The following is a 12,299-nucleotide window of genomic DNA, read 5'->3' as shown; positions in this document are numbered from 1 at the left end:
CTTCCGGCTCACTTCGGATCGATGGTGATCTGACGCGCTCCGAAGGTCGCCGTCATCACCAGCGGCTTGCCGACCTGCAGCACCTTGACCTCACGCCAGCGCGCGCGCTCCAGGTCGCGATACGCCGCCATCACGCCGATGACCTTGACGTCTGCGGCCAACGTCATTTCGAGCTTCTTGCTCTCGCCAGGTCGCAGCAAAACTTCTTCGCGCTGCGCCATTTCAGCGCCGAGCGTGGCCTGGTCTTTTTCGAACAGCGAGAAGAAGTCGGCGCTCTCGAAAGGTCCCGGCGACTTGAGCGCATACACGCGAACCGTGAGCGGCGACGGGCGCAGGCGCGCATCGGGATTGGCGTCGGGGCCTGCAGTCAACGTCATGGAGACCTGCGTCACCACCGGCTTGGGCGGAGGAGGAGGTGCGCTGCAACCGGCGAGCGCGAGGCCCGCGAGCAACACGCCCGATGCGGTCATGCGGCGCCGCAGGGTCGCTATGGAAAACCGACCATAGGGCAAACGGTGTGTACCAGGCGATCGCATGCTATTCCCTTCGTTGCATTGACCCGTTCATAGGCATCTTTGATTATCACCAGTCAACTCGAACAGGCAACATGCTGACCCCCGAACTCGTCGAAGCGCTGCAACGCCCCATCAACGAAGCCTCTCCTTGCGGCGACGATCTGGAGTACGACCCGGCGTTCACGGCATTGGCATCGCTGGCGCAAGGCAAGGCGGAGCAGCAGTTCGGCGACACCGTCATTCCAGCCGTCGAGCCCGACTGGCGGCAGGTCGCCGAACAGGCCGATGCGGTGTTGCGACGATCGAAGGACTTGCGCGCCGCGATGCTGCTGCTGCGCGCCGCCACGCGACTCGACGGCATGCCGGGCTTCGCGTCGGGCCTCGGCTTGCTGACCGGCTTGCTCGACACGTACTGGGACGGCATACATCCAAAGCTGGATGCCGACGACGACAACGATCCGACGATGCGCCTCAACGCGCTGATGCCACTCACCGACGATGCGATGGTGCTGCGCGACTTGTACGACGCGCGAGTCGGCGTAGCGCGCGGTGTCGGCGCCATTCGCGTGCGCGACATCGCGATCGCGCACAACCTGATCGGCGCCGCAGGGGGCGAGCCCACGTATTCGACTGCGCAGATCCAGGGTGCGCTCGAAGAGATTCATACCGAGCATCCGGCCGCCCTGCAGTCGCTGCTCGAGGTACGCGCGACGATCGCGGCCTTACACGAGCTGCTCGGCGTACGCACTGGCCGCCACGACGCCGTCGATATGGACGGGTTGCGCAGCTTGGGCAATCTGCTCCACAAGGTTGCAGCGAGTGCGGTCGGGTCGCCAGTGCAGGCTGAAGCCGACGTCGCGCCAGCAACGGAAGCCGAAACCGCCGCGTCCGGAACTGCCGCATCGCCGGCTGTAGCGCGCGGCGAAATCACGACGCGGCAAGACGCGCTGCACATGCTCGACCGTGTCATCAGCTACCTCATACAGGCCGAACCCGGCAACCCGGCGCCGCTGCTCATCGAGCGCGCCAAGAAGCTCATCGGCGTCGACTTCTTCGAAATCATGGCCAACCTCGCGCCCAACGCGATGGACACCATCGAGACCGTCACCGGCAAGCGGCCGAGTTCCGATTAGCGCCCTTTTTCTTCAACACTTTTCAACGACCCGCACACCATCCGCAAGGAGATTTCAATGTCCAAGAGCAGTCAGAAATTCATCGCCCGCAACCGGGCACCCCGGGTCCAGATCGAGTACGACGTGGAGCTCTATGGCGCCGAAAAGAAGGTGCAGTTGCCCTTCGTGATGGGTGTGCTGGCCGACCTGTCCGGCAAGCCCGCCGACCCGCTGGCCCCGGTCGGCGATCGCAAGTTCCTGGAGTTCGACACCGACAACTTCGACACGCGCATGAAGGCCATGAAACCACGCGCCGCGTTCTCGGTGTCCAACACGCTCACCGGCGAAGGCGACCTCAAGGTCGACATCACCTTCGAGAACATGGACGACTTTTCGCCAGCCGCCATCGCCAAGAAAGTCGACTCGCTCAAAAAACTGCTCGAAGCCCGCACGCAACTGTCGAACCTCGTCACCTACATGGATGGCAAGGGCGGCGCCGAAGACCTGCTGGCCAAGGTGCTCGAAGACCCGGCCCTGCTGGCCACGCTGGCCGCGACGAAGAAGCCTGAAGACAGCGCGCCTGCTGCCTGAGCAACGCCTTACCCATTCAACGGACAACGAGGAGAAAGCACCATGGCAGAAGCACTTGAACAAGGCGCGCTGAAAGATGTCGCGTTTGCCGGCAGCGATTTTTCGTCACTGCTGCAAAAGGAATTCAAGCCGCGCAGCGACGAGGCCAAGAGTGCCGTCGAAGCCGCCGTGCTCACACTCGCGCAACAGGCACTGAGCAACAGCACCGTCATCGGCAAGGACGTGACCAAGTCGATCCAGGCCATGATCGCCGCGATAGACGCCAAGCTCACTGCGCAGGTCAATCAGATCCTGCACAACGACGAATTTCAGAAGCTCGAGAGTGCCTGGCGCGGCCTGCACTACATGGTGAACAACACCGAGTCGGACGAGTTCCTCAAGATCCGGGTGATGGACATCTCCAAGAAGGAACTGCACAAGAACCTGAAGAAATTCAAGGGCGCGGCCTGGGACCAGAGCCCGATGTTCAAGAAGGTCTACGAAGAGGAATACGGCCAGTTCGGCGGCGAGCCCTTCGGCGCCATCGTGGGCGACTATCACTTCGACCAGAGCCCGCCCGATGTGGAACTGCTCGGCGAAATGGCGAAGATCGCTGCGTCGGCGCACGCGCCCTTCATCACCGGCGCCAGTTCGAACCTCCTGCAAATGGAGTCGTGGCAGGAGCTCGCGAACCCGCGCGACCTCACCAAGATTTTCGGCACGCCCGAGTACGCCGGCTGGCGCTCGCTGCGCGACTCCGACGACTCCAAGTACCTTGGCCTGTGCATGCCGCGCTTCCTCGCGCGCACGCCTTATGGCGCCAAGACCAATCCGATCGAAGAGTTCGACTTCGAGGAAGACGTTGCCGGCGCCGACCACAACAAATACGCATGGGCCAATGCGGCTTATGCGATGGCGACCAACATCAATCGCTCGTACAAGCTCTATGGCTGGGGCTCGCGCATTCGCGGCATCGAATCGGGCGGCGCGGTCGAGAACCTGCCGCTGCACACTTTTCCGAGCGATGACGGCGGTGTCGACCAGAAGTGCCCGACAGAAATCGCCATCGGCGACCGGCGCGAAGCCGAATTGTCGAAGGCCGGCTTGCTGTCCCTCATCCACCGCAAGAACTCGGACTTTGCCGCATTCATCGGTGCGCAGTCTTTGCACAAGCCTGCGGAGTACGACGACCCGGATGCGACCGCCAACGCCAACCTGGCCGCGCGCCTGCCTTACCTGTTTGCCTGCAACCGCTTTGCGCACTACCTGAAATGCATCGTGCGCGACAAGGTCGGCAGCTTCAAGGAGAAGTCGGACATGGAGCGCTGGCTCAACAAATGGATCATGAACTACGTGGATGGCGACCCAGCCAACTCCTCGGAAGAAACCAAGTCGCAAAAGCCCCTGGCCGCGGCCGAGGTGGTGGTCGAAGAGATCGAAGGCAATCCCGGTTACTACAGCTCCAAGTTCTTCTTGCGGCCGCATTACCAGCTCGAAGGACTCACCGTTTCATTGCGCCTGGTCTCCAAGCTTCCCTCCGCCAAAGGGGCCAAATAAATTTGTCGCGAGTCTTTGAATTCAGGGACTTGAAGTCGTTATCCCTGTAGCTGCGTCGGCACGGAAGTCGATCTGTTTCTCACAACACAACTGAAAGGTGACCATCATGGCTGTAGACATGTTTATCAAGATCGAAGGCGTAGAAGGCGAGTCGTCCGACGACAAGCACAAGAAGGAAATCGATGTCATGTCCTGGAGCTGGGGCGCCAGCCAGTCGGGCACCAGCCACATGGGCGGCGGCGGCGGCAGCGGCAAGGTTTCCGTTCAAGATTTTTCCTTTACCAAGTACATCGACGCGAGTTCCCATGCGCTGCTACTGGCGTGCTGCAACGGCGAGCACATCAAGGAGGCGGTGTTCGTGGTGCGCAAGGCCGGCAAAGAACCGCTCGAGTACATCAAGCTCACCTTGAGCAACCTGATCGTCGCGCATGTCGCCACCGGCGGCAGCGGTGGCGAGGACCGCCTCACCGAAAACATCTCGCTGAACTTTTCGAAATTCAAGTTCGAATACGTTCCGCAAAAAGCCGACGGCACGGGCGATGCCGCCAAAACGGCGGGCTGGGACATCGCGGCGAACAAGAAGGTTTGAGTCACGGAGGTTCAAGTCGCAAAGCCGTCCCGCACCGAGGAAGACGCCATGGCAACACTGAATCAGAAGATCTTGCAGTGGGCCAGCGGCCACGTCGGCAAGAGCGTGGGGGCCGGCGAATGCTGGGACCTCGCGGAAAGCGCTTTGAAGAAGGCAGGGGCCGGCGCATCGTCGGATTTCGGCGGGCCCACGGACAGCGATGCCGACTACGTGTGGGGCGACGAGGTCGACCTGAAAGACGTGCTGCCCGGTGACGTGCTCCAGTACCGCGACTACGAGATGACGAAGACGACCACCACCACCGTTACCTTCGCGGACGGACTGGAGTCCGAAGACGCCGTCGAGACGACGATCGGGCATCCGCACCACACGTCGATCGTCAGCAAGAACACCGGCGCCGGTGAGTTGACCGTTCTCGAACAGAACGACAAGGGCCACCACGAAAAAGTGAAGGCCAGCGTGATCCGCTGGAAGGATGCACCGATCAAAGAGACGAGCACCCGGAAGTCGATGAAGCGATCCGATAACGGCAAGATGGAACTGGCGACGGTGAAGGTGACAACGGACGTGAGCGTCACCGGCACGATCACGGCCTACCGCCCCAAGGCGCCTTGATGCGGCACGCCACAAGGACCTGTCGCAACGCGGCAGCGTGGCGGTGATCGCCGCCCTGGTGAGTCGCCCCGGGCACGGGCCTCAGCTTGCGTCGGGCTGGTCCGCAACGACCGGCATGCGGCGCGTGTCTTCGTCGTCCTCACGTAACCAGACGGCCAGGGCCGTGTAGTTGTCGTGCCCCGGCTTGGCGCGCACCTTGATCTGCTGGTCGAGCAACTCGACCCACTGGCTCGGGTTGCGCGAGGCCTGCAGCGTTTCGAGCAGGCACTCGTCGCCGAGCGGCTCCCACACGCCGTCACTGCACATCAGCAGCACGTCGCCGGGCGCCAGCGGCATCGACGCGGACACGCTGATCTCCGGCGCCTCGTCGACGGAGCCGAGCGCCGACAACAGCATGTTGCGTTGTGGATGCAGCCGCGCCCCCTCCTCATCGATCATGCCGCCGGCCACCATCTGCTGCACCAGGCTGTGATCGGTGGTGCGCGCCACCAATGCGCCCGCGCGAAACAGATACGCCCGGCTGTCGCCGCTGTGCGCCCAGGCCAGTTGATCGTCGTGCAGGTCGATGACCGCGAGCACCACGGTCGAGCGCATCGCCGCCAGCTTGCCGCCCTCGGCCTGGCGCGCGACGACGTCGAGATTGGCGCGCTCCAGCAGCGCGCGCAATGCGTCGCTGCCGATCGATGGTGCCGCAGCGAAGCCGCCGAGCACGCTGCTGCGCGTGGTGGCGGCCGCGACATCACCACCGCCATGGCCGCCTGCACCGTCGGCCACCAGGCACGCGACGAAGCGATCGTCGTGCCAATGCCCGTGCACGTCTTCGTTGTAGGGACGCCCGCCCTGTTTGGACAGCGTGACGATTTCGATTTCCAAACCGGATTCCTCTTGTCGTGGATTTGCTATGAATTTATACGGTGGCCCGGAGCCGCGCCATCTGCGCTTCGTAGGCTTCCAGAAATGCCTTGCCGAACAGGCTGTGAAAGTCGTCTTCGGCCTCGGCTGCGATGCCGCCGTACAGCGCGACGAACTGGTCCCACAGCTTGGCTTTGCGGTTCGCAGCGAAGAGGCTGTCGAGCGCCGATTTGGCCGCGATCTTCTTTTCCAGTTCTTCCGGCGTGAAGCGACCGATGACATGCGCCAGGGCTGCCCGCATACCGACCATCACACCGAACTGATGCGCGCGCAAATCGTCGAACGCATCGCGCATGGCGACCTCCGGTGGCATGAAGCCGCGCACGCCGTCACCCAGCAAATGCGCCAGCGCGACCTCGACCGTCGGTGAAAACTTGAGCGGATTGTTGGCCTGCGACGCGATCATCGTGACCTCGGCCCGCACTTCGCGCTTGAGCTCCTGGCGCGCCAGCAGCAGTTGCAGCGTGCCCTCGGTCGCACTGCGCAGGATGATGCCGATGCGCTCCATCAACTCCGGCGTGAGCGCCGGGGGCTCTTTGTGCAGGCCGCCCAGTCCGCGCAGCAGCGCGGCCAGCAGTTCAGCGTCGGAGGTGGCGTTGCCGACCGGCGAGCCGGTTTGGTCGTCGAACTGCGGCGCTGGTGCGTGCGGAAGCGGACGCGGACGCGGACGCGGACGCGCGGGCATCGGCACGGGCATCGCGGCATGCACCACTGCCACCGGCGGCGCATAGCCGAAGTTACCAATCTGCACATGGTCGCTGCGCGGCGCCGCGGTCGGCTTCGCCTTGCCCTGCAACGCCGCGAACGGATCGGCATTGCTCGCAGTGTTGGGTTGCAGCAGCGGGTCGGCCAATGGCGACAACGCGAGCGGGTCGCCGCCCAGACCGCCACCGGTACCGAACAGGTCGTCGATGCCGGCAGCTTTGCCGGCCGGCCTCAGCCCCAAGTCGGAGAAATCGTCCAGCGCGCCCGGTGATCGATCTGCGGAGGAACTGCCTGGCGTAGCACCAGATCGAGCGCTCGAGTCCGGCCCGAGCAGGTCGGCGAACGGATCGGCACCGGTCGGGCCGCCGCGGCTCGGTCCGGATTCCAGCGGGTTGGCGAACAGCAGTGAATCGGTGGACGGGGAGGAAGGGAACGAAGGTGCGGCTGCCCGTGCGGGCGAAGGCACAGGTGAGGTCGGTGCGGTCGGTGCGGTCGGCGCACCCAGACCGGCCAGCAGGTCGGCGAACGGATCGTCGTCGTGCGCCGCCGCATTCGGCGCAGCGCCCAACAGCCCAAGGTCGTCGCCGAAACCGTTCCCCGCCGAAGCCGCCAGAGCCGCCGAGCCCGAAGATTGCTGCGCCTCGACCTTCAGCTCGAAGCCGCCGATCACCAGGCGATCGCCATCGGCCATCGGCACCTCGTTGCCGGCACCCAGCGACCGGCCGTTGCACAGCATCGGATTGCTGCCGCGATCGACGATGAAGAAAGCATCGCCGCGGCACACGATCTGCGCATGCACCCGCGACACGGTGCGGTCCGGGTCGTCGAGCACCAGCGTGTTGGTCGAAGCGCGCCCGATGGTGCCGCCTTCCGGCCCGAAACGCCCTTCGAGCGCGCGCCCGACGGGCCCGCCTTGATGTGAAACCACAACGACTCGAATCACGAACTCACTCCTGCTGCAATCTGTGAATATCTGACCTGAAACAGCATGGTGTCACGGCGACAGCAGCAACACCAGCGCCTGACTCGGCACGGCCCTTACACCGGGGCAGTTCGTGCTGTTTTGCAGCGACACACTGGTCAGGCGCGTGGCAGGCATACCCTGAAACAACACGGTGAACGCAGCCGTCAAATGCCGGCTCGGTCCCATCACCGTGCCTGAGGCCACGCCCATCACGACGCCGGCGTTGTCGCCGTTGGTCATGGGAATGCTGGTGCCCAGGTTGTGCGCCGGCATGCCCATGATGAGGATGGTCGGGCAGTTGGGGATGGCCATCGGGCCCATCGCGATGTTCGGGTAGGGAATCGGCAACGGCGACGGCGCAGCCGGCGTCATGCAGACATCGGGAAACCCCATGTCGGTGCCCATGAGCTGGCAGTTGGCGAACATGGCCGCGCCCTCAACCGAAGTGGATCTGGCCGCCGCGCGCCTTCACCAGGTTCTGTCCGTTGAGCAGCAGATGCTGGCCCGAAATGCGCGCCAGCTGCTCGGCCTCGCATTCGACATGCGTCGCCTGCACCCGGTCGATGCCATCGGTGGTGCGCAAGTGGTTGCGGCTGAAATGGGTGACGCGCTCGAACACGGTCGACAGCACGGAGCCGACCAGCTTCACCGCGGTGCCGATCACGTGCAGGTTCTTGCCAACGAGTTCGGCATCGTCGGCGGCGACACTGGCCTTGGCTGCGCGCAATGAAAAGACCTCGCTTTCGAGCGCGAGATGCGGCGCGGCCAAAGTCAGCGCGCCGCCGTCGACCGCGATGCGCGTCGGCCCGTGGCAGCGCAGCACGTTGGCCGTGCCCTCTTCACGCTGCAGCACAGCGAGCACCCAGACTTCGTCGGGCGCCACCAGCAAGCAGGCCACGGTGTCGCCGACGGCCGGTTCGAGCAGGCAACTCGCAGCGCGCCGGCCGCGGGCCTGCAGGCTGCCGCTGCTCACCGAAATTCCGTTCGCGTCAGCGGCGGTGATGACGCCGACACAACTCTGCGCAGGCGTCGGCGCAGCGTGGCGCACGGCCGTTCGGCGGCGCGGTTTCGAAACGACAGTGGCAGTCATAGGTATCTCCGGAAAGAGCATAAAGGTGGCGTCAGGCGCTTGCAGTCCAGCGTTCGGCACGCGCCAGTTCAGGGTCGGTTTCGAGCGCGCGGCTGCGGTCGGTCATCTGCGCTTCGTCGGTCCGTGCGCCGTGCAACGCGGCGCGAAACATCGTCGCCTGCCGCAAGTCGGCGCGACTGAGGTCGGCATGGCGAAAGTCGGCGTAGGTGAGTTCGGCACCGGCGAGGCTCGCATCGGCCAGGTTCGCGTTGGCGAAGTGGCATTGGTAGAGGTCGGCGCCATCGAAACGCGCCGACGGAAACTGCCCAGCCGTGAAGAGCGCCTGCCGCAGCTTGGCGTTGGAGAAATCGACGCCCTCGCCCTGCGCGCCGCAAAAGAGCGCATGCGGCCCGACCGCGTGGTTGAAGTGAGCGCCGTCCAACACCGACCCCTGAAAGTTGCATTGCTTCAGCGAGACACCGGCAAAGTCGGCACCTGTCAGGTCGGCGAATGAAAACTGGCAACCATCGAGCACCAGACCCGCGAAGGACTTGCCGATCAGCGCGGTCTTGGTGAACACGGCACGCGTCATGCGCGCACCCGCCCAGGTGAGCTGCGCCAGGTCGCACTGCAGCACGCAGGTGTGCTTCCACTCGCTGTCGTCGGCATTCACGTCGATGAGCGAACAGCCGGTGATCACCGCGGATTCGAGCGTGGCGCCGGCCAGGCTGGCGTGGTCGAGCCGGCAACGCGAAAACGTCGCCATGCCGAGCCATGCCGCAGCGAATTGCGCATGCGTCAACGTGCACTCGCTGAAGGTCGCGCCGTGCAGATGCGCATTCCGAAAATCGGCGTGCGCCAGCTCGCACCGGTTGAAGACCGCGCGCCGCAGATTGGCGCCGTTGAACATCGCGCCTTGCAGCTTGCAGCGGTCGAACACGCTTTCACGCGCGTCGGCTTCACGCCAGTCGCATTCGTCGAGCTGCGCCTGCGTGAAGACACCGCCGCCGATGAAGATCTTCGCGAACTGGCCTTTGCGCAGGTCGAGACCGTCGATGGTCTCGCCCATGCTGACCGCCAGCGAAAGATGCTCGGCTTTCACAGTGGATGCGCGGCCGCGTGCCGTGCCTGTTGTTCGGCGGTGAGGCGCGGCCAGCTGCGCACGCGCTCGAGCAATGCGCCGTCGAAGCGCACATCGGCATCGAGCCGGGCCCGCGAGATGTCGGCTCCGAAGAGGTTGGCGTCGCGCAGGTCAGCACCGCGCAAATCCGCGTGCTGCAGCATGGCGTCTTTGAAGTTGACGCCTGCCAGGCGAGCACGGGTGAGCACCGCTTTGCGCAGCAACGCGCCCTCGGCGCTGGCCAGTCGCGCATCGCAGCCGGAGAGGCGGGCCGAGCCGAAGTTGGCGCCGGCCAGCCGCGCCTTGACCAGCGACACATCTCGCAGGTCGACCTCGCCGAAGTTGGCTGCGAGCAGGCTGGCATGCGACAGGTCGGCGCCGACCAGCGAGCAGTCTTTGGTGAACACCGCGCCGTCGAGTTGCGCGCCGGCCAGCCGCACACCATCGAGCCGGCAACTGACGAAGCTCGCGCCCGGCAACCGCGCACCACGAAGGTCCACGCCGCTGAGGTTGCACTCGACGAGGGTCGCGCCCGCCAGGTTGGCTTCGCCGGCCTGCAGCCCCTGCATGTCGAGCTTGTAGAACAGATTGCCCGCGGCTTCGACGCCGGTCCAGTCGGCGTGGCCCCACGACGTGTTCAGCAGGTTGGCGTTGACTATGACGGCGCGGCGCAAGTGCGTGTCGGCCAGCGCGCAATGCATGAACACGGCATCTGCCAGTTGCGCCTGGTCGAAGACCGCGCCGGCCAGGCGAGCCCGGCCCAGGTTGGCGTAGCTGAAGTCGGTGCCGACCGCCAGCATGCGCTGCAGATCGGCATGCGCGAGCACCGCCCGCGTGAAGTTGGCGCCCGACAGGTTGGCGCCTTGCAGGTTCGCGCTTTCCAACCACGCATCGGTGAAGTCGACATTTCGCAGATCGAGCGCCGACAGGTCTGCTCCCGTCAAGTCGATGCCCGGAAAACTCCGCAGCCCGCGCGCCAGCATCCACTGCATCAGCGCGCGGCCGCGTGCCGCCACTTCGCCCTGCTGCGGATACGCGGGCGGCTGCAGATGCGCCGCCTGCAGGTAGCCGAGTCGCTCGGCGCCTTCGCGCTGCGCCAGCTTTTGCGCAACGGGACGACGGTCGAACACCAGGCCCGCAGCGCGCTGCGCATCCAGCGCGGCCAGATGCGCTTCGGCGTTGTAGTCGGGTGGTCCGCGGTGCACCAGCTTTGCCATATCGATCTCGCCGGCCTCTTCGAGATCGAGCACGCGCTGAAGCTGATCGGCCATGTCGCTGATCGCGGCCCATTGCTGCGCCTGGGCTTCTTCCTGCTTGGCCTTGAGATAGGCCGGCAGCTCACCCATGCTGCGTCTGGGTTCAGGCGGCGCCAGGGTGAATGCGAGTGCGCCGGGGTCTTTGCCTTCGGCGGTCATCCTTTCGCGCGCGACGGCGATGTCCATCTCCGCACGGCGGCGCTGCGCTGCGCCCTGCAGGCCTTCCATCGCAAAGGCCTGCTCGGCTTCGGTGGCTTCGGGGTCGGCGGTGTCGATGCCCTCGGGCAGCAGGTCGGCATCGTTCAATGCTTCGAGACCGCCGTGCTTCGGGTCGGCACGCCGGGCCAGCACGTCGATGTAGTGCGCATCGGTCTTCGGCTCGCCGATGCGCTCGACCGCGCCGAGCAATTGAAGGATGTCGGCACCGTCGTCCTCCGCGCATTCGGCCATGCCGTGGAACACCAGCACCATGCGCTCGGCATGCGGAAAGAACCACGCTGTGGTCAGGCGCATCGGCACTTCGCGCAGCTTGGTGGCAGCGCCGATCGCATAGTTGACGAAGGTGCGCACGCGCAGGCCCGGCAACCGGCCTTCGATCCGACGCTGCACCGGGTGCAGGTTGTTGAGCGCAAACGGTTCGTCGCCGCGCAACGGCGCATCGAACCACTGGTCGCTCGGGGCCATGTTGAAGTGCTTCCAATCGAGGTCCGGCGGAAAGCCCGGCGCATGGGCCTTGAGGTAGTCGGCGTCGTAGGTGCCACGGTAGGCGAGCCGCTGCGGGTGCAAGGTGTCGAGCGGGCCGTAGCCGGCCGGCACTACCTCGGACTGCGGCGACAGCATGCGCGATCCCGGCAGTTCGATGTTGGGCAGCAGGCGCACGCCGTTGACGGCCTGGCGGCCCTTGCCAAGCGGGTTCAGTGCGTAGTCGGCACCGCCATAGGCGTTGTGCCAGCCCAGCGCGATGCGCTCGGGCGCCGCGGCCACGGCACGCGGCCGGTCGCCATCCCACCAGCGCTCACCGAAAGCCAGCAGCGTTTTCTCGACATGGCCGACGCGCACGCGCACCGCGCAGCCCGCGGCCTCCGACGGCTGCGGATAGGCATGGCCGTGCACCAGAAACTCGGGCGTGAGCTTGGCCACGCCCTCGTCGAGCAGCGGCAGCGCCATCTCGCGCGCTAAAAAATTCCAGAGCGACTGCTCGCCCCACAAACGGCCGGCGCTGCCCTGAACGAAAGGCACGTGCAGATAGTGCGTGACGTACATGCCGTAGCGTTTTCGGTATTCGATCGCGCGGCTCGAAAACCCAAGCGACATG

Annotated in this window: 12 protein-coding genes; 5 read left to right on the top strand and 7 right to left on the bottom strand. The window is 65.2% G+C overall.

Annotated features, from left to right (window positions below; all coding sequences use genetic code 11):
* Positions 1–8 precede the first annotated feature (8 nt).
* Positions 9–470 (bottom strand): type VI secretion system lipoprotein TssJ, encoded by a 462-nt coding sequence (gene tssJ / locus RCH10_RS03340; RefSeq protein WP_409051262.1) that lies wholly within the window; start codon positions 468–470, stop codon positions 9–11.
* 137 nt (positions 471–607) lie between these two features.
* Between tssJ and tssA the strand changes: the two genes are divergently transcribed.
* The 5 genes from tssA (at position 608) to RCH10_RS03315 (ending at position 4,958) form a co-directional block, all read left to right on the top strand.
* Positions 608–1,648, top strand: a complete 1,041-nt coding sequence (gene tssA / locus RCH10_RS03335; protein ID WP_409051261.1) for a type VI secretion system protein TssA — start codon at positions 608–610, stop codon at positions 1,646–1,648.
* A 51-nt stretch (positions 1,649–1,699) separates the two neighbouring features.
* Entirely contained in the window at positions 1,700–2,218 is a 519-nt protein-coding gene (tssB, locus tag RCH10_RS03330) for a type VI secretion system contractile sheath small subunit (RefSeq protein ID WP_409051330.1), read from the top strand.
* A gap of 42 nt (positions 2,219–2,260) precedes the next feature.
* Positions 2,261–3,754 (top strand): type VI secretion system contractile sheath large subunit, encoded by a 1,494-nt coding sequence (tssC, locus tag RCH10_RS03325; RefSeq protein WP_323498867.1) that lies wholly within the window; start codon positions 2,261–2,263, stop codon positions 3,752–3,754.
* Positions 3,755–3,860: 106 nt separating this feature from the next.
* Positions 3,861–4,343 carry a type VI secretion system tube protein Hcp gene (locus RCH10_RS03320; RefSeq protein ID WP_323498868.1) on the top strand — a complete coding sequence of 161 codons (483 nt, stop codon included), beginning with the start codon at positions 3,861–3,863 and terminating at the stop codon, positions 4,341–4,343.
* Between the two features lie 48 nt (positions 4,344–4,391).
* A complete protein-coding gene (locus tag RCH10_RS03315; RefSeq protein WP_409051260.1) occupies positions 4,392–4,958 on the top strand; it encodes a hypothetical protein in 567 nt (188 codons plus the stop codon).
* Between the two features lie 81 nt (positions 4,959–5,039).
* Here the strand turns inward: RCH10_RS03315 and RCH10_RS03310 are convergent, their stop codons facing one another.
* Genes RCH10_RS03310 through RCH10_RS03285 form a run of 6 tightly spaced genes read right to left on the bottom strand, consistent with a single transcriptional unit; the run spans position 5,040 to position 12,298 of the window.
* Positions 5,040–5,831 (bottom strand): PP2C family protein-serine/threonine phosphatase, encoded by a 792-nt coding sequence (locus tag RCH10_RS03310; protein WP_409051259.1) that lies wholly within the window; start codon positions 5,829–5,831, stop codon positions 5,040–5,042.
* Between the two features lie 34 nt (positions 5,832–5,865).
* The gene (tagH, locus tag RCH10_RS03305; RefSeq protein WP_409051258.1) at positions 5,866–7,518 is read right to left on the bottom strand and encodes a type VI secretion system-associated FHA domain protein TagH; all 1,653 of its coding nucleotides are present in this window, start codon (positions 7,516–7,518) and stop codon (positions 5,866–5,868) included.
* Positions 7,519–7,569: 51 nt separating this feature from the next.
* Entirely contained in the window at positions 7,570–7,965 is a 396-nt protein-coding gene (locus RCH10_RS03300; protein WP_187053293.1) for a DUF4150 domain-containing protein, read from the bottom strand.
* A 10-nt stretch (positions 7,966–7,975) separates the two neighbouring features.
* Complete coding sequence (locus RCH10_RS03295; protein WP_323498872.1) at positions 7,976–8,629, bottom strand: DUF3540 domain-containing protein; 654 nt, start codon at positions 8,627–8,629, stop codon at positions 7,976–7,978.
* Between the two features lie 31 nt (positions 8,630–8,660).
* Positions 8,661–9,710 carry a pentapeptide repeat-containing protein gene (locus tag RCH10_RS03290; protein WP_409051257.1) on the bottom strand — a complete coding sequence of 350 codons (1,050 nt, stop codon included), beginning with the start codon at positions 9,708–9,710 and terminating at the stop codon, positions 8,661–8,663.
* Positions 9,707–12,298 (bottom strand): DUF2169 domain-containing protein, encoded by a 2,592-nt coding sequence (locus RCH10_RS03285; protein WP_409051256.1) that lies wholly within the window; start codon positions 12,296–12,298, stop codon positions 9,707–9,709. The genes RCH10_RS03290 and RCH10_RS03285 overlap by 4 nt, the downstream gene beginning before the upstream one ends.
* Between the last annotated feature and the right edge of the window lies 1 nt (position 12,299).

Source organism: Variovorax sp. GrIS 2.14, assembly GCF_046115955.1.
GTDB lineage: Bacteria > Pseudomonadota > Gammaproteobacteria > Burkholderiales > Burkholderiaceae_C > Variovorax.
The sequence above is the reverse complement of the archived record's forward strand: the minus strand, read 5'-3'. Positions and strand labels throughout refer to the sequence as shown.